The organism is Flavobacterium ichthyis (genome assembly GCF_009915155.1).
GTDB classification, from domain to species: Bacteria; Bacteroidota; Bacteroidia; order Flavobacteriales; family Flavobacteriaceae; genus Flavobacterium; species Flavobacterium ichthyis.
Window position 1 is genome coordinate 183521 of record NZ_JAABLM010000003.1, and the last position, 19897, is coordinate 203417.

Consider the following 19897-nt stretch of genomic DNA (forward strand, 5'->3'; position numbering starts at 1 on the left):
TACAAACAAATTTTAGCTTAACGCTTTGAAATACTGCAACAACACTTTGTCATTTACAGTTGTTGGTGTGAAAATTTCCAGAATTGATTTCTTTCCGGAAGCATAAAACGCTGATAATTGGCTACTTAAATCAATTTCATTATCCACAGAAAAATATTGAAAGCCAAACATTTTTGCCAGATGTTTTGCCGAAAGTGAATGCGAAGTTTCAAAATAGGTATTAAAAACCGGCGTTTCGTTGTGACCTGGCAAAATCCTAAAAATACCTCCTCCTCCATTATTTACCACAATAATTTTAAAATTTTCGGGAATATATTGGTTCCAAAGTGCATTGCTGTCATAGAAAAAACTGATGTCGCCCGTGATGACAAAATTATTTTTTTTGCCAAATAATGAAGCGCCGATTGCGGTTGAAGTGCTTCCGTCTATGCCGCTGGTTCCACGGTTGCAGAAAACTTCAATTTCCGGGTGAATGTCGATTAATTGTGCATATCGAATGGCAGAACTATTCCCAATTTGCAGCATTGATTCTGTTGGCAAGGATGATAAAACTTCGTCAAAAACTTTAAAATCACAATACGGAATTTCCTTTAAATAAGCATCGTGTTTTGCTTTTCGGAACATTCTTAAGGATTGCATATTTTGGTTATAATCCGAATTTTTAAATTGAATTTTAGGTAAAAAATTTTCCAAAAATAAATTGGGTTCAAACTCAAAATGATAGGTTAACGCGCCAAAAGTATTGTAGGCTCGTAAATTGTCCACGTGCCAATGTTCGGCAGGTTTGTATTTTCGGAGAAAAGCTTTGATTCGTTTTGAAACAATCATGCCTCCAAAAGTGAGCAGAATTTCGGGCTGAAAATTTTTAAAATCTTCATCGGAAAAAGGCGTGATAATCGTGTCAATATTATTTACAAATTTCGGATGGTGAAGATTTGAAGTGGTTTCCGTCATCACCACAACAGATGGATCATTTGCCAAAAGCTCAAGCCATTTTTGGTCGATTTTTTTCGGCTCATTCACCCCAACCAATATCAACTTTTTCGCAGCATGATTCCATTGTTCTGCGAAGTTTTCGAGCGAAATTTCTGTTGATTTTTTATCTTCAAAATCTACAAATTTTGGCGTAACAATTAACTGTGAAACGGTTTCATACAACGGCTCTTCAAATGGAACATTGATATGAACCGGGCCTTTATTTATTTTAGAAAGATGAATCGCCTCTTGAATTTTTGCATCATTTTCAGCCGAAGCTTCTTCGGTTAAATTAGCACTAAAAATAATATGATTTTCAAAAACGTTTCGTTGACGTATTGTTTGACCATCGCCAATATCAATTTTTTCTGCAGGACGATCGGCAGAAATTACAATCAATGGAATTTGGCTGTAAAATGCTTCGGCAACAGCAGGGTAATAATTGAGCAAAGCCGAACCCGAAGTGCAAACCAAAGCCGTTGGTTGCTCGGTTTGTTGCGCAATTCCCATGGCAAAAAATGCCGCGCAACGTTCATCGGCAATGCTGTACGTTTTAAAAAAATCATCGTTGGCGAAACCAATCGTCAACGGTGCATTTCGCGACCCTGGAGAAATAATTATTTGTGAGATTGCTTTGGATTTACAAATGCTCAAAATGCTTTGTGCCAAAGGTTTTTTAGGATAAATCATTGTGCTATTAATAGATAACAAAGGTACAAATTAAGGAGGCTTCAGCGAAAATTTAGACATAATTTCTATCTTTGAAATTAAATTTTTCGCTAACCATGATTCGAGAAGCAACAGTTGAAGATTTGCCATCAATTTTAGAAATTGTAAACTACGAAATTGCCCATTCTACATCGATTTATGATGAAGAGCCTCGAACGCTTGAATTGCAGAAAAATTGGTTTGAAGAAAAGAAAAAAGATAATTTTCCGGTTTTCGTAGCGATTATAGATGAAATTATAGTTGGTTTTGCCACTTATGGAACATTTCGGGCAAAATCCGGTTTTCGATTTACCGTGGAACATTCGGTTTACGTAAAGGGGGAATTTTCCGGAAGGGGAATTGGGAAACAACTTTTAGAAACCTTAATCATTTTTGCGAAAGCAAAAAAATTACACCGAATGATTGGCTGCATTGATGCCGAAAACCAAAGCAGTATCGCATTTCACGAAAAATTTGGGTTTAAAAAATCCGGAGTCTTGAAAGAAACCGGATTCAAATTTAACCGTTGGCTCGACCTGCAATTTATGGCTTTAGATCTTGCGTAATTATTAAGATTTTATCCAATCCACAATTTCGGGATCAGTTGGCAATGTTCTTGGCGAAATTACTTTTACCAATTCGCCATTTTCATTTAATAAATATTTTTGAAAATTCCATTCCACATTGGAATCCTGCAAGCCGTTTTGAGATTTTTGTGTGAGAAATTGATACAACGGATGCATGTCATCACCTTTTACCGATATTTTTTCCATCATAGGAAAAGTGACGCCATAATTACGCTGACAAAATTCTCCAATTTCTTCATTGGTTCCGGGTTCTTGCGCTGCAAAATTATTGGCTGGGAAACCTACGATGACAAAATTTTTGTTTTGGTATTGATCGTAAATTGCTTGTAAATCTTTGTATTGTGGTGTTAATCCACATTTTGAAGCGGTATTGACTACGAGCACTTTTTTGCCCTTTAACGAAGAAAAATCGAATTCGTTCCCTTCTAAGTCTTTTACTTTAAATTGGTGAATGGATTGTTTTGCCATTGTTGAATTTTTTTGAGCTAAAGTTTTAGTTTTTTGCTGTTGGGCTTGATTTTGCTGGCAAGCGAAGCAACTTCCTATGATTAATAGTGCGAGTATTTTTTTCATAATCATTTTTTATAAAGGTATCATTTTGCTAAAAATCCGCAAGTGAAAATATTGTTAAAAAAAAGCCTGCATATATCGCAGGCTTCTCATTAATTTTTCAAATATTTCTTTTGTTTAAAGTAAGCTAAAATTGAAATGACGATTAAAACCGCAACAGAAACAAAAACAAAATTAGGCGTTACGACTTTGTCACCCGTTGCGTAGGAATGTAAACCTGAAAGGTAAAAATTCACCCCAAAATAGGTCATCATAATGGAATAGAAAGCAAAAACACTCAAAACGTTAAAAATCCATTTTCCTTTTAATCCGGGAACTAATCTGGCGTGAATGACAAAAGCATACACCATAATACTGATTAAAGCCCAGGTTTCTTTTGGGTCCCAACCCCAGTAACGGCCCCAACTTTCATTTGCCCATTGACCTCCTAAAAAGTTTCCAATGGTTAGCATGACTAAACCTACGGTTATGGAAAGTTCTGTAATGTAGGTAATTTCTCTGATGCTCAAATCTAATTTATTGGCATTTTTTTCATTAGCAAAAATCATTAAAATTAACGACACCAAAGCTAAAATCATTCCTAACGTAAATGGCCCATAACTTCCTACAATTACGGCTACGTGAATCATCAACCAATAAGAATTTAGAACCGGTTGAAGGTTTGCAATGGCAGGATCCATCCAGTTCCAATGTGCAATCATTAAAATCATGGAAGCTACAAATGCTGTTGACGCTACGGTTAATTGAGATTTTCGTCCGAAAGCCAAACCGAAAAACATGGTAGCCCAACCTACATAAATCATCGATTCATAAGCGTCACTCCAAGGAGCATGACCCGATATGTACCATCTGGCGATTAATCCTGCGGTATGCAACACGAAGAAAAATCCTATGAGAATGTGGCAAAATTTTACCGCGAAGTTGATGAATTTATTGTTGTAGAAAATTTTCATGATGGTAAACAAAAGCATGAAAAGTCCTGCCATCATGTATAAATAAAACAATCTTTTGAAGATGTCATATTTGTTATATAAAATTTCCGAATTGATTCTTTCATCAGATGGACGAACTTCTTTTCCGTATTTTTTCTGAAAAAGTTCGATACTGCTAACCATTTCATCGGCTTGATTGTAACCTCCTGTCGTTCTGGCTTGATTAAGATAACCCAAATATGCTGGAATAGCATTTCTGGTAAAAGTGGAGTCAATTCCGGTCATTTCCGTTTCTCCAAGTTCCAAGGGTGAAATCCATTTGTTGCCCTTGTCAAACGGTATTGGAAACACACGTAATATTTTTCCGCTCAAAGCCGAACCTAAAAGCATTACTTTTTTATCGGCGTCCATGAATTCGGTCTGGTATTTATTAGGGATGGCAGCTTTGTATGCTTCTTCTAAATAAGGAGACAACTTGTAATTTCCTTCGTTATCAAAAAAGCTTCGGAACGGAACGTGATCTGACTTTAATTCAACGCCTAAAATTTTGTGTAAACTATCATTATGTTTTTTAAGATAAACAAACGGAACACTAAACCAAACCTGTGGATATTGTGTCATCGAAAGAAAAACCTGATCCGAGTTATAACCTTTATAATGGTCGCTTTTGCTTACTTTTCGCAATAATTCTGACGAGAAAGTATTCACAGGTTTCATTCGTCCTTTTTCATCCTGAATGACCAATCGACCAAATTTTTCGGCGTGTTTGGCATCCACCATTAAAATTGATAAAAGCGAATCAATTTGTTTTTCGGTTGGTTCCTGAAATTTTGTTTGAGGCGAATGTTGGTGCGTTTCTTCTTGATGATCGTGATTATGGTCGTGACTGTGATTGTGATTGTCTTGCGCAAAATTGGTCATCGTAAAAAGCAACGCCATTGCCGTGATAATAGTTTTTGCAGCCTTTTTATCTTTCTTTTTTTTCAACTTGTCCAATTGTTTGGTCACGTAACCAAAACGAGAATTTTTATCAAACAAAATCGCCATCAAGCCAATGTATAAAAGGAAATATCCAATGTAGGTAATCCAAGTTCCCCAAAAATCTTTGTTTACCGACAAGACCGTAATGTCCGGTTCAATCATTTGGCGTTTATGATCATCAGTATATTCATACGAAGCTTGGAACAATCGATAACCTTTGTGGTCGAGAACGTTGTTCATGAATATTTCGTAGTCAAAAGGTTTTTCGTCCTGAATGGTAATTTTACTCTTGAAAGCCGAAAAACTTTGCATTGAACCTGGGTATTTGTCCGCAATAAAGTCGTTCAATTTAATTTTAAATGGCAATTCATGAGCTTTGCTTCCATAAAAAAGTGTGTATTCTAAATTCCCTAATTTAAAGGATTGTGGCATTCCTACTTTTCCACGAGAACCTACCAAAGCCACTTCTTTTTTCAAACCTTCTGATTCAACAGTTACAATTAAAACATCGTCGGTAGATTTATCTTTATAATCATTGTTTGATTCGTATGCCACTTTGCCTTTCATTGCCAATTCCGGAAAAACGAATTGAGCACCACCCACGTTGTAAAGCGACCTAAACATCAATGGCTGAACCGAATCTTTTCCAACCTTGCCACGCATTTGATCAGCCATTCGCATAAATTCACCGGCAAAAGGTGTTTCAATAGTATAACTATCACCAGTTTTTGTAATATTTATCGCACCTTTTGTAGGTTGGTTAAACGCAAAAAGCACGTTATGTAAATTTTGAACTTCACCTTCTTTTAGATAATGTTCATGTCTGGAACCACCACCTGATTCTACCATTTTTAAATACGTTTCGCCATTAGCATCTTGCTTAATCACTTCTTGCGCATTCATGATAAAATCCTTATATTCAATTTTGTAAGGAATTTCAGCAAATTTATCTTTAATCGCAAAATGATTATTCGTAACCGGCGACATTAGTAATTTTTTCTCTTCAGCCCTACGTTTCATCTCACCTTTATATTCGCCATCGACAAAAACATTTAGGTACGTATCGCTCGACATAAATTCCGACTCTGTTTCACCTTCAGCAATGCTCATCATGCCTTCGTAACTAATATATCGCGTTACAAAAGCACCAATCAAAATAAAAATAAATGCCAAATGCAGTAATAATGTGGACCATTTTTCACGTTTGTGCAACTGATATCTTTTAATATTCCCTAAAAAATTAACAAGAAAAATCAGCATAATCAACTCAAACCACCAAGTATTATACACCCAAATTCGAGCCGTATCAGTATTATAATCGTTTTCAATCAACGTCCCGACAGCCATTGCTACGGCAAAAGCCACAAAAAGCATCGCCATCAATCTTGTTGAAAATATAAAGGAGAGAAATTTATTTACCATTAAAAAGGAAAATTAGGAGGGTTTTTAAAGCCCTGCAAAAATAAGCAAAATGTTGCAAAGCAATTCATTTTCCCGCAGTTGGTTTGCTTAAAAAAAACTTAATTTTTCCAATATTTTTTTCGAGCGAAAGGTTCCCGCATTTTTGGAGTCCCTATTCCTGCTGTTCGTTTCAATTTTTTCTTTCCCCGAAAAGAGGGAAAAGAAAAAGATTTCCACTTCCATCAGGGCTAAGTGAAAATCTTTTGGCATTTTTATAATCTTCGGGATTTTTACAGAAAAGTACAAGCAGCGGCACATTTTCGGCAAGCTTCCGCACAATCTTTACAATGTTGATGGTGATTGTGTTTTTCGCATTCTTCGGCACAAGCCGTACAAATTTCAGCACAAAGCTTCATCAATTTTCCCGCAAACGCCGAATTTCGGTTGCAGAATTTTATGCACAAAACACAAATTTCGGCACAATCTCTACAAAGCGATATACATTTCAAATGGTTTTTATCGTTAAGCTCAATGCATAAAGTAGCACAAATTTCACACCAATTAAAACACGCCAAACAAGCATCGATGGCAATTTTTACATTTTTCATAACCTTTTGTTTTACAACATCTTAATAAAATTATAAAAAATAATTATTTTTCACTCTCAACATTCTGTTAAACGTAATGTCACAAACCTAAAAATATTTCAACACTGCAAACCATGGCGAGTCACATTTTTTCGGCATTTATTTTTAAATTAGCACCATGATAAAAATTGTAGTTATTGGTTCGGGGAATGTGGCAAAACATTTGGTGGAGGCTTTATCACAAGCATCTTCAATTGAATTGCTTCAGGTTTTTGCAAGGCAAAAATCATCAGTCGAAAATTGGATAGCATCACATAAAATTATTTCTAATTTTGACCAGCTTGCCGATGCCGATGTTTACATCATTGCCGTTTCGGATGCTGCGATTGCTGAAGTTTCTGCTCAAATTCCTTTTGAAAAAAAATTAGTAGTTCACACTTCCGGAACTGTTGCTTTTACGGAAATTGATCCTAAAAACCAACGTGGCGTTTGGTATCCGCTTCAAACATTCAGCAAAAATAAAAATGTAGATTTTTCCGAAATTCCGTTTTGTCTCGAAAGTGAATTTGCCGAAGATTATCCTTTGCTGGAAAAACTCACGGAAAGTTTGAACGCTACACATTATTTAATTAACGGCGAACAACGGAAAGCCTTACATTTGGCAGCCGTTTTTGTAAACAATTTCACCAATCATTTGTATCAAATGGGCAAAGAAATCTGTGATGAAAATCTCGTTCCTTTCGAAATTTTGAAACCATTAATCGCTGAAACTTCCAATAAAATAAAAAATCTTTCGCCGCTTGAAGCCCAGACAGGACCAGCAAAACGACAAGATATCGCTACCATAAACCGGCATCTTGAAATGCTTTCGGACGAAAATAAAAAATCAATTTATCAACTATTAACGCAATCGATTCAAAAAACCAATGTCAAAAAGTTATAAAGAAATCATGAACCAAATTACCACGTTTATCTTTGATGTTGACGGGGTTTTAACCGATGGTTCCGTTCATGTTACCCAAAGTGGAGAAATGCTTCGCGTGATGAATATTCGTGATGGTTTTGCCATGAAAGCTGCCGTGGAAAGCGGTTACAACGTATGTGTAATTTCTGGCGGAAGTAGCGAAGGTGTAAGAATCAGACTACGAAATTTAGGAATAACCGATATTCATTTGGCTTGTCCGGACAAAGTAGAAAATTTTAAAGAATATATTGATATTTACAATATTTTCCCAGAACAAGTGCTGTATATGGGAGATGATATTCCGGATTTTCATGTAATGAAATTAGTAGGTTTGCCCACTTGTCCGCAAGATGCAAGTCCGGAAATCAAAGAAATCAGCCAATATATTTCTCATAAAAATGGTGGTAGAGGAGCCGTTCGAGATGTGATTGAACAAGTGATGCGGGTTCAAGGAAAATGGGATACCTATTTTAATGGAAAACACGATTAGTTAATTTCTGATATTCGATTTAAAATTTATGCCAAACCGCAAGCAACGCTACGTTTTTCGCAAAGAACGCAATTCAACTTCTAACTAAAACCTCGTAATTCCTAACTAAAAATGATGTCTTTTCTAAAATTAATTCGCTACCAAAATTTACTGCTGATTGCCTTGATGCAACTGATTTTTCGTTATGGATTTTTGGCAACGCAACCTGTTCCGTTAGCAATGAAAGATTGGCAATATATTTTATTCGTTTTTGCCACCATTTGTATTGCGGCTGGAGGTTACCTCATCAATAATATTTTTGACATTGAAACAGATAAAATCAATAAGCCAGAAGATGTGGTAATTGGTAAAACTATTTCCGAACAAAAGGGCTATAATATTTATATCGTCTTAAATATTATTGGTTTCGGAATTGGATATTATTTAGCTGATGCAGTTGGAAAACCTGCTTTTGCCTCTGCATTTTTTATCATTCCGGCGTTATTGTATATTTACGCTAATGGATTGAAACAGATGATTTTAATTGGGAATTTAGTCATTGCATTCATTTTAGGAGCAAGTATTTTATTGATTGGAATTTTTGATTTGATCCCCATGATTTTCCCAGAAACTCAAGGAGGCATTAAAATCTTGATGGGAATTTTAATTGACTATGCGATTTTTGCTTTTATCATTAATTTAATGAGAGAAATCGTAAAAGATTTAGAAGATGTAAATGGCGACTATAACCTAGGGATGAACACATTACCAATTGCTCTTGGTGTTTCGAGAACTGCAAAAATTGTATTTGGCATTAGCTTCGTAGCAATGGCTTTAATCATTTATTATATCAACGAAAATTTATTTTACAACAATAGAATATACGCTACTTTATATGGACTCCTTTTTATTTTGGCACCGTTAATTTATTTTACAATCAAAATATTTTCGGCAAAAAACCAAAAACAATTTGCACATTTAAGTCAGGTTTTAAAATGGATTATTTTCTTTGGAATCCTTTCTATCGCCGTCATTAATTTCGAAATTTTATATGCTTAATCATTTAAAAAAATTTAAAGTCATCTTAGCTTCAGGATCACCCAGAAGGCAACATTTTTTGAAAGAAATGGGAATTGATTTTGAAATCCGATTAAAGGAAATTGAGGAAATTTTTCCGGAAAACTTAAAAGCGGTGGAAATCACGGATTATTTGGCAAAATTAAAAGCCGCCGCATTTACTAATTTGTCCGAAAATGAAATTTTAATAACCAGCGACACCATTGTTTGGCACGACGGAAAAGCCGTTGGAAAACCTAAGAATTACGAAGATGCCTTCGCCATATTAAAATCGTTTTCTAATGCTACGCATGAAGTTTTTACATCTGTTTGTTTCTCTGGAAAAGATTTTTGCGAAGTGATTCACGAAAAAACTCGGGTAACTTTCACTGAACTTTTGGATCATGAAATTCATTATTATTTAGAACATTATAAACCCTATGACAAAGCTGGAGCTTACGGAATTCAAGAGTGGATTGGCTTGATTGGGATTTCTAAAATTGAGGGTTCTTATACCAATGTTGTGGGTTTACCAGTTGAAAAAGTATATCATTTTTTGGCTAATTTTAAAAAATAAAAAATGTCGTTCAAAGAATTTTTACCTGAAATCATTACCACCGTATTATTAATTGTAGCGGTAATGTTGATCCGCGCTTTGATTACAAATGTTATCAAAAAATTTTCTAAACGAACGGAACTCAATGAAAACCGTGCTACTTTAATTACCAAATATATCAATATTGTTATCACTATTTTGATGGTTGGCGCGATCACAATAATTTGGGGCGTAAAAACCGAAGATTTATATATAGCATTTACCACAGTTATCACCTTGATTGGTGTGGCATTTTTTGCGCAATGGTCAATATTGAGCAACATCACAGCTGGAATTATTTTATTTTTCGCCTTTCCATTTAAAATTGGCGACACCATAAAAGTACATGATAAAGATTTTCCGCTGGAAGCTGAAATTGAAGACATTAAAACTTTTCATATAATTTTACGCACCCTGGATGGCGAAATCATCGTGTACCCCAATAATTTATTGCTTCAAAAAGGGATTAGTATTTTAAAAGTTACCCAAGACGAAAGAGAATTTCACGATTAAACTTTTTTAACAATGCTTTGGCGATTAGATTGCAAGCTATTTTCGTAAATTCAACAATAAAAGCATTTCGTAACAGATTCATTTAAATTAAATGACTAAAAAAGTTTTTCTGATTTTAGCATTTTGCATTTGTCAAATAGCATTTGCACAGGAAAAACCTGCAAAAAAAGATTCACTTCGGGGTTATCGAAAAATTGAAAAATATGCTAAAAAACGTGGTTTTACAAAATTTATACACAAATTAATTTTTAAGCCAGTCGATTCTAAAAAGCCGAAAAATAAACCACAAGATAAAGTTGAATTACAAAATTATGCGGCTTACGAAGGCAAAATTATCCGAAATATTTACATTACCACGTTAGACCCGTTTGGTTTTTCCGAAAAAGATACAACGCGAAAACCTCGAAATTGGGGAGAGCGATTGGGTAACAGAATTCACCTGAAAACGAAAGAATTTACTATTAGAAATTTATTGCTTTTTAAAAAAAACACACCCCTCGACTCACTTATAGTAAGGGAATCCGAACGTTTGGTAAGATCTCAACGCTACATTCGTTCAGTAGATATTAACCCGAAAATATCGCCAACCTCCTCTGATTCTGTAGATATTTATATTCGTGCCTTAGATTCTTGGAGCTTGATTCCAAATGCTTCGGGTTCGACTTCCAGAACAAAAATAGAATTAACGGAAAGAAATTTTCTTGGTTTAGGACACGAGTGGGATAATTCTTACATGCAACGTTTTAATAATGGTAGAAATGCTTACAGTACAGAATATACCATTCCAAATATTTCAAACACTTATATCGAAACTTCGCTGGCATATAGAATTGATGAACATCGAAATTATTCTAAAAGCGTTTCGGTTAATCGGCCTTTTTTCTCTCCTTTCGCAAAATGGGGAGCCGGAATTTATGCCGCACAAGATTTTAGGCTGGATTCACTGCCGGATTTTGAAGGCACCATTAACAACCACAATTTTAAAGTAAATACTTTAGATGTTTGGGCAGGAAAATCTTTACAGGTTTTTAAGGGTTCATCGGAAGAAGACAGAACGACAAATTTTATTGCTTCCATTAGATTTTTAAGAAGGAATTATACGGAAAAACCATTTTTCGATTTTGACAATGAAGGTTTTTTTGCCAATGAAAATTTCTATCTTGCCGGATTTGGGTTAACTTCCCGTAAGTTTATTCAAGATAAATTTATCTTCAATTACGGTATTACAGAAGATATTCCTATCGGGAAAATTTATGCGATTACAGCGGGTTACCAACAAAAAAATGATATAAACCGATTGTATATTGGCGGAAGATTTGCCTTTGGCCAATATTTTAAATGGGGTTATTTTAGTACCAATGTAGAATATGGAACTTATTTTAGAGGTGCCATAAATCAGCAATCGGCTTTAAATATCGAAGCCAATTATTTTACTAATCTGCTCAATTTAGGAGAATGGCGTTTGAGGCAATTTATTAAGCCGAGTTTGGTAATTGGAACCAATAGATTTAACACTTTCGCTGATAGAATTAATATTAATGAGCAAAATGGAATTATTGGCATCAACAGTTATTCACTTCGCGGAACAAAAAAAGCTATGCTTGCATTACAAACCCAGTCTTATTCACCGTGGAGTTTGGGCGGATTTAGGTTTAATCCTTTTCTTGGCTATACAATTGCGATGATTAATGGCAACAATAACAATCTTTTAAAGGGAAAAGCGTATTCTAAAATTAGTGTCGGATTGATTATTGCCAATGACTTTTTAGTGTTTAACCAATTCCAACTCTCATTTTCTTATTATCCTGTTTTAGCACCCGAAGGGAGTTCTTCTTTCCAAACCAACAGTTATCGAACCACAGATTTTCGAATTCCTGGATACGAATTTGGAAAGCCCGAAGTAGTGCGTTACCAATAAAAAAAATCCCAACTTTATTAGTTAGGATTTTGTGATTGACTATTTCTTTTCGTTAAGCTGTTTGCTTAATTCTAAGGATATTGCCGAACGTTCTAATTTTAGCTTTCCAGACATGGTTTCGATAATCACTGTTCTTTCTGCTAATTCCGCAACACGACCGTGAAGTCCGCTTTTGGTAATAATTTTATCACCCACTTTTAAGCTGTTTTCAAATTCTTTCTCAGCTTTCATGCGTTTTTGTTGTGGTCTAATCATAAAAAAATACATTACCACGAACATTGCTCCGAAGAGCAAAATATTTCCGTATTGTTCCATTGCTTAAGCTCCTTTTTTAGGTGATACGCCAATTCCACCCGCTTTTGGAGTGACATCGGCTTTAATCGTTAATAATTCGTTTCCAGTTGCAGTATTTGCAGTAATCGTTACTGATTTTTGTTGCTTTCCTGGTTTTCCAGTAGAATCAAAAGTAACCGTCATCGTACTGGTTTCTCCTGGCTTGATGGGTTCTTTTTTAAATTGCGGAACTGTACAACCACAGCTTCCTTTTGCATCAGCAATAAGCAAATCTCCTTTTCCAGTGTTTGTAAAACTAAAAATATGTTCCACTTTATCACCTTCTTTAATGGTTCCGAAGTCAAATTCTTTTTCTTCGAAAGTCATTACAGGTACAGCATTATTTACGGGAGTATTGGCAACATCAACAGTTTCGCCTGAAGTTGTAGAAGTTTCTGTTGATTGCGTTGCTTCAACATTTCCGGCTTGAATTTTTGACGAAGCATTGTCTTTGCAGGAAATAGTTACGGCTAATGATGCTAAAGCCAATAACGAGAGCGTTTTTTTTATCATAATCATTAATTTTTGAAATTACATTAAACCTCTTCCGGTTTTAATTAATTTATTGTTTTCTTTGAATTCTTTTACAAGATTGTCCAAAATTCCGTTGATAAAGATGCTACTTTTAGGTGTTGAATATTCCTTTGCAATTTCAAGATATTCGTTAATGGTAACTTTTACTGGAATTGATGGAAATTTTAAAAATTCGCAAATCGCCATTTTTAAAATGATGGTGTCGATTTCGGCTATCCTGTCAGAATCCCAATTGGGTGTTTTATTTACAAATTCTTTAGAAAATTCGTTTTCGTTTAAAACCGTTTTTCTGAATAAATTTTTGACAAAATCTTTATCTTCAGCATCTTTATAAACTTTTGGGACAGAAAAATCTACATCATTTTTTTCAAGCGATTTCAATTGTTTCAATATCAAAGTGTTTACTAATGGAATGTCATCAACCCAAGTAAGTTTATTATCTTCTAAAAATTCGTATAGTTTTTCGTTTGGAGCTATTATTTCGTGAAAAATAGAAATGACAAATTGTTTGTCTTCTTCGAAATTATTTACGCGATTTTGCATGTATTTTTCGTAGAAATCACTTTTTTTAATTTCTTCCAATAAAATACGGATGTACTCATCGTGAAGGTGCCAATCATTTATTTTTCTAGTTTCCAGCCCAATGCTCAAATTATTGCTTTCTAATAAAAGCTGAAAAATATGATTATTGATAAACTTTTTATTCGGATTACGTTCTTCGGCTGTTGCCAAATGCTTACGACTTGATTTTTCTATAAAATCTTCTTCCCTTTTTTGAATTTCAATTAAGGAAGAAACCATAAGAAGATATAAATCTTGCGTATTTTCAATACTGTAAAGTAGAAATTTTTCTTCTTTTTCCAGATTGTCTGAGTTATTTTGATGCATCGCATAAATGGATTGCATTACTTTTACACGAATATGTCTTCTATTTAACACCTGTAAGAACTTTTTAAAATTAACAAAGCGAAAGAGGGATTTCTTTCGCTTTGCAAAAATAATAATATATTTTGAACGGCTTTAAATTATTTTGCCAATTCTTTTTTACGATCGTCAATACGTTTTTGGGCGATTGAAAGCGCCGCTTGATGTGTTGTCACGTTGTTAACATCTGCAAAATTGAAAATTTCTAAAGTTGTATTAAAAATATTTTCGGTTCTGCGGATTGCTTCTGCGCTATCATAACCTACAATTTCGGCGTAAACATTGATGATTCCTCCGGCATTAATTAGGAAATCAGGTGCATAAGCAATTCCTCTTTCTTTCAATACTTTCCCGTGAATTTCTTCAACCGCTAATTGATTATTTGCCGCTCCAGCAATCACTTTTGCCTGAATTTTATTTACAGTTTCGTCATTAATAGTAGCTCCAAGTGCACAAGGAGCATAAATATCTACATCAGCCGAATAGATGTCTCCAGTAAAAATTTGAGCACCGTATTTGGCATTAATTTCAAGCAAACGCGCTTCGTTAATGTCGGTCATTTGCACCAAAGCACCTTCATTGGTTAAATGTTTAATAAGCGTTTCACCAACATTTCCGGTTCCTTGAACTAATATTTTCTTTCCAGCTAAATTTTCTGAACCAAACTTATACTTTGCAGCCGCTTTCATTCCCATGTAAACACCGTAAGCGGTTACAGGCGAAGGATTTCCAGAACCACCATTTTCAACAGAAATTCCAGTAACGTGTGGCGTTACAGTACGAATCAAATCCATATCAGGAGTTGTAGTTCCCACATCTTCAGCCGTGATATACTTTCCGCTTAATGAATGAATGTACTCACCGAATTTTTTAATCATTTCCGGAGTTTTATCCATCTTAGAATCACCAATGATTACGGCTTTTCCACCACCCAAATTCAAACCTGAAATAGCAGATTTAAAAGTCATTCCACGTGAAAGACGCAAAACATCGTTTAATGCTTCCCATTCATTAGTATATTTCCACATTCTGGTTCCACCTAAAGCGGGTCCTAAAACTGTGTTGTGAATACCGATTATTGCTTTTAATCCAGTATCTTTGTCGTTGCAAAAAACGATTTGTTCGTGATTATCGAAAGACACTTGCCCAAAAACGGGGTCAATTTTGTGCAATTCGCCTGCCTTTACTACCTCTGTAATCATGTTAATAAGTTATGTGGTTAATTATGGTTTTATCAAAAACTATCGGCAAAATTAGAATTTAAATCAAAACTTTGCAATCAAATTAACTTTTATTAAAAATATAATAACAAGCTACCACATTCACTTATAATACAATAATTTTATTTTAAACAAAATTTTTGACCTAAAAACAATAAAAAAATATAGAATACCTTAAAATAATGAAAGAACTTCAATATTTAAACAAATATTTCAAAAAATATAAATACCATTTTTTATTAGGAATTTTAGCAACAGTTGCTGCTCAAGTTTTCTCTCTTTACACCCCTCGCTTAATAGGAGAATCTATTAACGCTTTAAGCAACGGTCAATTAAATAAAGATGAGACCAGAGGAATTTTAATTGAAAACATCTTATTAGTAGTGGCAACCACAATTATTGCCGGGATTTTAACCTTTGTGATGCGCCAAACTTTAATCGTGATGTCACGTTTTGTAGAATTTGATTTAAAAAATGAAGTCTTTAGACAATTTGAAAATTTGTCTCAAAATTTTTACAAGCAAAGCCGAACTGGAGATTTAATGAACCGCATCAGTGAAGACGTTTCGCGCGTTCGTCAATATGTTGGACCGGCCGTAATGTATAGCATCAACACTGCCATACGTTTTGGAGTGGTAATGGTACACATGTTTATCATTTCTCCAAAATTAACTTTGTACACCGTTTTGCCATTACCTATATTATCGTATTTAATTTTTAAAATCAGTACCGAAATTAATGTGCGAAGTACAGTTTTTCAACAAAATTTATCCTTGCTTTCGAGCTACAGCCAAGAATTTTTCTCCGGAATTAGAGTAGTAAAAGCCTACAGCTTACAAGACAAATCAACCAAAGAATTTTCGGCTTTATCCGAAGACAGCCGTGCAAAAAGTATGAGATTAGCCAAAACAAGCGCTTTATTTGGTCCATTGATGATTTTGTTGATTGGGTTAAGTAATTTGGTAGTCATTTACGTTGGCGGAACGATGTACATCAATGGTTCAATCGAAAGCATTGGTGTAATTGCCGAATTTATTTTATACGTTAATATGTTGACTTGGCCAGTAGCTTCATTAGGTTGGGTTTCTTCAATGATTCAGGAAGCCGAAGCCTCACAAGCTAGAATTAACGAATTCCTTAAAATTGAACCAGAAATTAAAAACGCTTCGGAAAAAAGTTCGGTGATTGATGGAAAAATTAATTTCAACCACGTGAGTTTTACTTACGAAGACACCAATATCAATGCTTTACAAAATATTAGCTTCCACGTTAACAAAGGCGAAACCTTGGCAATTTTGGGAAAAACCGGTTCTGGAAAATCTACGATTTTAAGTTTGGTTAGTAGAATGTATGATGTTGATACTGGCGAAATTACGATTGACAACCAAAATGTAAAAGATTTAAATTTGTACGATGTGAGAAACAGCATCGCTTTCGTTCCGCAAGATGCATTTTTGTTTTCTGATTCAATTATCAACAATATTCGTTTTGGCAAGGAAAATGCCACAAAAGAAGAAGTTATAGCTGCTGCTAAACAAGCCGTGGTTCACAAAAACATTATGGGTTTTAGCGAAGGTTACGAAACCGTGATTGGCGAACGCGGCATCACACTTTCAGGTGGACAAAAACAAAGAGTTTCGATTGCCAGAGCGATTATTAAGGATTCAAAAATATTATTGTTAGACGATTGTTTATCTGCGGTTGACACCGAAACGGAAGAAGAAATTTTAGGAAATTTGATGGAAATTTGTAAAAACAAAACCACCATTTTGGTAAGCCACAGGGTTTCTTCAGCAAAAAATGCCGACAAAATTATTATTTTAGAGGACGGTGAAATCATCCAACAAGGCACTCACAATCAGCTGATAAACGAAGAAGGATATTACAAAGAATTGTATTTAAAACAACTTTCGGAAAAAGAAATGCCGTAATTTTTTTGTTTATTTCGGCTATTTTTTCGATTTTTGGTCAACCTAACACATTAAAATTTTTGAAAGAGGATTATGAGAGAAAATGACCTGTTAGAAAAAGAAGAAATTTTTTCTAAAGTATTGAGAGCCGGAAGAAGAACTTATTTCTTCGATGTAAGAGCTACAAAAGCCGATGATTATTACATCACGATTACAGAAAGTAAAAAATTTACCGAAGAAGATGGATCTTTCCATTTCAAAAAACACAAAATTTACCTTTACAAAGAAGATTTTGCCGCTTTTTCTGAAATTTTAGACGAAATGACTTCGTACGTTTTATCTCAAAAAGGCGAAGAAGTGATTTCTGAAAGACACCAAAGAGATTATAAAAAAGAATATTTTAGCGAAAAATCAGAAACTGAAATGAGTCCATCAACGGCGACTTTCACGGATTTAAGCTTTGAAGATATTTAAATTTTTTAAAATTTAAATGTTGCAACCCGCCCGAAAAGTTTTTTTGAATTTTTCGGGCTTTTTTTATCCAATCCTCAAACCGTTTTCCACTTTAAAGTCGGGCGAAAGCAGCACCACTTCCCCACCCTTTTCTATTGCTCCCAAAACCAAACATTCACTCATAAAATTGGCAATTTGTTTTTTTGGAAAATTAACCACCGCTACAATTTGACGATTTAGCAAATCTTCTTTTTGGTATTTATGGGTAATTTGTGCCGAAGTTTTTCTGATGCCAATTTCCGTTCCAAAATCAATCGTTAATTGGTAAGCCGGTTTTTTCGCTTGTGGAAAATCATTCACTTCTAAAACAGTGCCAACCCGCATTTCCACTCGGTTAAATTCGGTCCAACTCAAAAAATCTTGATCAGTTTCCATGGTAAAAAAAGTTTTTTTTCAAAGATGTAAAAAATCTGCTATATTTAAAATCTAAATCCGAACAAAAATGGCAAAAACACCCTCAAATATGTTACCGCTTGGTACCTTGGCTCCTGATTTTCGCTTGCGGGACACCAATTCCAACCATTATTTGGCTTTTGATGAAATAAAAGGTAAAAAAGGAACATTGGTGATGTTTATTTGTAATCATTGTCCGTATGTACATCACGCTTTGCCGGAAATTTTAATGATTGCCGCCGATTATCGCGTTCAAGGTTTGGGAATTGTAGCAATCAGCAGTAACGATGCCGAAAAATATCCGCAGGATGGTCCGGAACTGATGCGTGAATTTGCCTTTAAAAACAGTTTTGATTTTCCTTATCTATACGATGATACGCAAGAAATTGCCAAAGCTTATGATGCCGCTTGCACTCCGGATTTTTATTTATTTGATGCCGAAAATAAACTTTTTTACCGTGGACAAATAGACGATTCTCGACCGGGAAATGGCATACCGTTAAGTGGAAGTGATTTGCGAAACGCCATTGACGCTTTGATTTACAACCGTTCGCTTTCTAAAACACAAAAACCGAGTTTGGGTTGTAATATTAAGTGGAAATGAAAAAATATCTCATCATAATATTATTTTTTTGTTGCTCTAATTTTCAAGCGCAAAATAAAGTTATGAGTGCGAACGACAATCATTTAGTTTCAACTGAAATTGCTGAAAAAATCTACAATAAAACTAAAAACCTTCAATTAAGTGTTGAAGTCAAAAATGATACAATTTATTATGTTTCGGTAAAAAATAATTCTGAAAAAACAATCGAACTGTTAACGCAAGACAACCAAATCTTCATTATTCAAGAAGCAATTGATGAATCAGGAAAATGGAAACCAATTGAATATTGGCAGTATTCAACTTGTGGAAACAGTTATAATTCGATAGAGATTTTACCAAAAAATAAAATTTTAACCGAAACTACCCGATACGATGGCGATTTCAAAACGAAAATCAGGTTTAAACTTTTACACAAAAACAAAGAATTTTATTCAAATGAAGTTGAAGCAAAAATCAGTTTGCAACAATTTAAAATTCCTGAAAAATTAGACCATCATTTGTATCGTAGCGCAAAACGTTGGGACAAAAACAATGCGGAAAACATTATTTTTTTAAAACCAAAAGCAATTAAAATTCACGCAAAAGCTGAAAAAAAATATCTTGAAGATATGGCGAAAAAGAGAAAAAATAATCTAAAAAAACAAATTACTTCTTCATCATAACAATCTCAATTGGCCGGTTCATTTTAGGACCAAATTGTGTCTCACGGGCTTTTCCGGCACATAAAACATACATATTAAAGTTGTAGAGTTTTACGATTTGTGTGGCAAAATTTCCGCCATTTGCATCACCATCAATGTCTTCTACCTTAATACTATATTCGTCTGCTGGAAAAGTATTTTTTACTGAAAGCAAATAATTTTCTTTGGCAAAAGGAAAAAACCAGCGTTCTTTTTCGGCGTTTTCACCAGGCTGTAAGCGTTGGTTCTGGTCGTCAATTTTGTAATTTTCGGTAAAAATTAAAGGTTTGCCCCCATCAGTCCAACTGAACATATTGTTAATATTAGCCACTTCTGTCCCAAAAATATTGACGACAGAAATTTTTAATCCGGGAATGTGTTTTTTGGAACCATCTTCATGAACATTCAATACAAAATACGAAGTAAAATCATAACCGCAATGTTGCCCCACTTGTGATTTGGCGGAAAAAGAAATCAGGAGAAAGAAAAACAGAAATTGCTTCATAAACACAAATTTATACAAAAAATAA

The 19897-nt window shown here is 34.5% G+C and carries 21 protein-coding genes; 11 read left to right on the forward strand and 10 right to left on the reverse strand.

The window, feature by feature from the left end; translation table 11 throughout:
• Window positions 1-12: 12 nt before the first annotated feature.
• The gene (gene menD, locus GV828_RS03750) at window positions 13-1665 is read right to left on the reverse strand and encodes a 2-succinyl-5-enolpyruvyl-6-hydroxy-3-cyclohexene-1-carboxylic-acid synthase (RefSeq protein WP_166536138.1); all 1653 of its coding nucleotides are present in this window, start codon (window positions 1663-1665) and stop codon (window positions 13-15) included.
• Between the two features lie 95 nt (window positions 1666-1760).
• On the opposite strand from menD, the gene GV828_RS03755 reads away from it, so the two are divergent.
• Window positions 1761-2249, forward strand: a complete 489-nt coding sequence (locus tag GV828_RS03755; protein WP_166536139.1) for a GNAT family N-acetyltransferase — start codon at window positions 1761-1763, stop codon at window positions 2247-2249.
• A gap of 3 nt (window positions 2250-2252) precedes the next feature.
• On the opposite strand, the gene GV828_RS03760 is transcribed toward GV828_RS03755, so the two are convergent.
• The 3 genes from GV828_RS03760 to GV828_RS03770 form a co-directional block, all read right to left on the reverse strand.
• A complete protein-coding gene (locus GV828_RS03760; RefSeq protein WP_166536140.1) occupies window positions 2253-2843 on the reverse strand; it encodes a glutathione peroxidase in 591 nt (196 codons plus the stop codon).
• An 89-nt stretch (window positions 2844-2932) separates the two neighbouring features.
• A complete protein-coding gene (gene ccsA / locus GV828_RS03765) occupies window positions 2933-6175 on the reverse strand; it encodes a cytochrome c biogenesis protein CcsA (protein WP_166536141.1) in 3243 nt (1080 codons plus the stop codon).
• A 269-nt stretch (window positions 6176-6444) separates the two neighbouring features.
• Window positions 6445-6762, reverse strand: a complete 318-nt coding sequence (locus GV828_RS03770; protein WP_166536142.1) for a four-helix bundle copper-binding protein — start codon at window positions 6760-6762, stop codon at window positions 6445-6447.
• Window positions 6763-6919: 157 nt separating this feature from the next.
• On the opposite strand from GV828_RS03770, the gene GV828_RS03775 reads away from it, so the two are divergent.
• The 6 genes from GV828_RS03775 to GV828_RS03800 all read left to right on the forward strand — a co-directional run bounded on the left by GV828_RS03775 (window position 6920) and on the right by GV828_RS03800 (window position 12256).
• Window positions 6920-7684: a Rossmann-like and DUF2520 domain-containing protein gene (locus GV828_RS03775; protein ID WP_166536143.1), complete on the forward strand. Its 765-nt coding sequence runs from the start codon at window positions 6920-6922 to the stop codon at window positions 7682-7684.
• On the forward strand, window positions 7668-8195 hold the full coding sequence (locus tag GV828_RS03780) for a KdsC family phosphatase (protein ID WP_166536144.1): 528 nt from the start codon (window positions 7668-7670) through the stop codon (window positions 8193-8195). Before GV828_RS03775 ends, GV828_RS03780 begins: the two co-directional genes overlap by 17 nt.
• A 111-nt stretch (window positions 8196-8306) precedes the next feature.
• Entirely contained in the window at window positions 8307-9233 is a 927-nt protein-coding gene (locus tag GV828_RS03785; protein WP_317163808.1) for a geranylgeranylglycerol-phosphate geranylgeranyltransferase, read from the forward strand.
• The gene (locus GV828_RS03790; protein WP_166536145.1) at window positions 9226-9807 is read left to right on the forward strand and encodes a Maf family nucleotide pyrophosphatase; all 582 of its coding nucleotides are present in this window, start codon (window positions 9226-9228) and stop codon (window positions 9805-9807) included. The genes GV828_RS03785 and GV828_RS03790 overlap by 8 nt, the downstream gene beginning before the upstream one ends.
• A 3-nt stretch (window positions 9808-9810) precedes the next feature.
• Complete coding sequence (locus GV828_RS03795) at window positions 9811-10338, forward strand: mechanosensitive ion channel domain-containing protein (RefSeq protein ID WP_166536146.1); 528 nt, start codon at window positions 9811-9813, stop codon at window positions 10336-10338.
• A gap of 91 nt (window positions 10339-10429) precedes the next feature.
• Complete coding sequence (locus GV828_RS03800; protein ID WP_166536147.1) at window positions 10430-12256, forward strand: BamA/TamA family outer membrane protein; 1827 nt, start codon at window positions 10430-10432, stop codon at window positions 12254-12256.
• Window positions 12257-12295: 39 nt separating this feature from the next.
• Here GV828_RS03800 and yajC read toward each other — a convergent pair whose 3' ends face one another.
• From yajC to GV828_RS03820, 4 genes are all read right to left on the reverse strand, one after another.
• On the reverse strand, window positions 12296-12571 hold the full coding sequence (yajC, locus tag GV828_RS03805) for a preprotein translocase subunit YajC (protein ID WP_166536148.1): 276 nt from the start codon (window positions 12569-12571) through the stop codon (window positions 12296-12298).
• 3 nt (window positions 12572-12574) lie between these two features.
• Entirely contained in the window at window positions 12575-13102 is a 528-nt protein-coding gene (locus GV828_RS03810) for a DUF1573 domain-containing protein (RefSeq protein ID WP_166536149.1), read from the reverse strand.
• Window positions 13103-13120: 18 nt separating this feature from the next.
• Entirely contained in the window at window positions 13121-14029 is a 909-nt protein-coding gene (nusB, locus tag GV828_RS03815; RefSeq protein ID WP_166536195.1) for a transcription antitermination factor NusB, read from the reverse strand.
• Between the two features lie 119 nt (window positions 14030-14148).
• Complete coding sequence (locus GV828_RS03820; protein WP_166536150.1) at window positions 14149-15249, reverse strand: Glu/Leu/Phe/Val family dehydrogenase; 1101 nt, start codon at window positions 15247-15249, stop codon at window positions 14149-14151.
• A 200-nt stretch (window positions 15250-15449) separates the two neighbouring features.
• Between GV828_RS03820 and GV828_RS03825 the strand changes: the two genes are divergently transcribed.
• Entirely contained in the window at window positions 15450-17198 is a 1749-nt protein-coding gene (locus tag GV828_RS03825) for an ABC transporter ATP-binding protein (RefSeq protein ID WP_166536151.1), read from the forward strand.
• A gap of 72 nt (window positions 17199-17270) precedes the next feature.
• Window positions 17271-17651, forward strand: a complete 381-nt coding sequence (locus GV828_RS03830; RefSeq protein WP_166536152.1) for a PUR family DNA/RNA-binding protein — start codon at window positions 17271-17273, stop codon at window positions 17649-17651.
• Window positions 17652-17714: 63 nt separating this feature from the next.
• Here GV828_RS03830 and GV828_RS03835 read toward each other — a convergent pair whose 3' ends face one another.
• Entirely contained in the window at window positions 17715-18065 is a 351-nt protein-coding gene (locus tag GV828_RS03835) for a tRNA-binding protein (protein ID WP_166536153.1), read from the reverse strand.
• A gap of 67 nt (window positions 18066-18132) precedes the next feature.
• Between GV828_RS03835 and GV828_RS03840 the strand changes: the two genes are divergently transcribed.
• The gene (locus GV828_RS03840; protein WP_166536154.1) at window positions 18133-18687 is read left to right on the forward strand and encodes a thioredoxin family protein; all 555 of its coding nucleotides are present in this window, start codon (window positions 18133-18135) and stop codon (window positions 18685-18687) included.
• 62 nt (window positions 18688-18749) lie between these two features.
• Complete coding sequence (locus GV828_RS03845) at window positions 18750-19349, forward strand: hypothetical protein (protein WP_166536155.1); 600 nt, start codon at window positions 18750-18752, stop codon at window positions 19347-19349.
• Here GV828_RS03845 and GV828_RS03850 read toward each other — a convergent pair.
• Entirely contained in the window at window positions 19333-19872 is a 540-nt protein-coding gene (locus GV828_RS03850) for a hypothetical protein (protein ID WP_166536156.1), read from the reverse strand. The genes GV828_RS03845 and GV828_RS03850 overlap by 17 nt on opposite strands.
• Between the last annotated feature and the right edge of the window lie 25 nt (window positions 19873-19897).

What these genes read in the sequence shown, in the direction of transcription:
- menD (WP_166536138.1), bottom strand. Translation starts at nt 1,665, where the DNA reads ATGATTTATCCTAAAAAACCTTTGGCACAAAGCATTTTGAGCATTTGT.
- GV828_RS03755 (WP_166536139.1), top strand. Translation starts at nt 1,761, where the DNA reads ATGATTCGAGAAGCAACAGTTGAAGATTTGCCATCAATTTTAGAAATT.
- GV828_RS03760 (WP_166536140.1), bottom strand. Translation starts at nt 2,843, where the DNA reads ATGAAAAAAATACTCGCACTATTAATCATAGGAAGTTGCTTCGCTTGC.
- ccsA (WP_166536141.1), bottom strand. Translation starts at nt 6,175, where the DNA reads ATGGTAAATAAATTTCTCTCCTTTATATTTTCAACAAGATTGATGGCG.
- GV828_RS03770 (WP_166536142.1), bottom strand. Translation starts at nt 6,762, where the DNA reads ATGAAAAATGTAAAAATTGCCATCGATGCTTGTTTGGCGTGTTTTAAT.
- GV828_RS03775 (WP_166536143.1), top strand. Translation starts at nt 6,920, where the DNA reads ATGATAAAAATTGTAGTTATTGGTTCGGGGAATGTGGCAAAACATTTG.
- GV828_RS03780 (WP_166536144.1), top strand. Translation starts at nt 7,668, where the DNA reads ATGTCAAAAAGTTATAAAGAAATCATGAACCAAATTACCACGTTTATC.
- GV828_RS03785 (WP_317163808.1), top strand. Translation starts at nt 8,307, where the DNA reads ATGATGTCTTTTCTAAAATTAATTCGCTACCAAAATTTACTGCTGATT.
- GV828_RS03790 (WP_166536145.1), top strand. Translation starts at nt 9,226, where the DNA reads ATGCTTAATCATTTAAAAAAATTTAAAGTCATCTTAGCTTCAGGATCA.
- GV828_RS03795 (WP_166536146.1), top strand. Translation starts at nt 9,811, where the DNA reads ATGTCGTTCAAAGAATTTTTACCTGAAATCATTACCACCGTATTATTA.
- GV828_RS03800 (WP_166536147.1), top strand. Translation starts at nt 10,430, where the DNA reads ATGACTAAAAAAGTTTTTCTGATTTTAGCATTTTGCATTTGTCAAATA.
- yajC (WP_166536148.1), bottom strand. Translation starts at nt 12,571, where the DNA reads ATGGAACAATACGGAAATATTTTGCTCTTCGGAGCAATGTTCGTGGTA.
- GV828_RS03810 (WP_166536149.1), bottom strand. Translation starts at nt 13,102, where the DNA reads ATGATAAAAAAAACGCTCTCGTTATTGGCTTTAGCATCATTAGCCGTA.
- nusB (WP_166536195.1), bottom strand. Translation starts at nt 14,029, where the DNA reads ATGCAATCCATTTATGCGATGCATCAAAATAACTCAGACAATCTGGAA.
- GV828_RS03820 (WP_166536150.1), bottom strand. Translation starts at nt 15,249, where the DNA reads ATGATTACAGAGGTAGTAAAGGCAGGCGAATTGCACAAAATTGACCCC.
- GV828_RS03825 (WP_166536151.1), top strand. Translation starts at nt 15,450, where the DNA reads ATGAAAGAACTTCAATATTTAAACAAATATTTCAAAAAATATAAATAC.
- GV828_RS03830 (WP_166536152.1), top strand. Translation starts at nt 17,271, where the DNA reads ATGAGAGAAAATGACCTGTTAGAAAAAGAAGAAATTTTTTCTAAAGTA.
- GV828_RS03835 (WP_166536153.1), bottom strand. Translation starts at nt 18,065, where the DNA reads ATGGAAACTGATCAAGATTTTTTGAGTTGGACCGAATTTAACCGAGTG.
- GV828_RS03840 (WP_166536154.1), top strand. Translation starts at nt 18,133, where the DNA reads ATGGCAAAAACACCCTCAAATATGTTACCGCTTGGTACCTTGGCTCCT.
- GV828_RS03845 (WP_166536155.1), top strand. Translation starts at nt 18,750, where the DNA reads ATGAGTGCGAACGACAATCATTTAGTTTCAACTGAAATTGCTGAAAAA.
- GV828_RS03850 (WP_166536156.1), bottom strand. Translation starts at nt 19,872, where the DNA reads ATGAAGCAATTTCTGTTTTTCTTTCTCCTGATTTCTTTTTCCGCCAAA.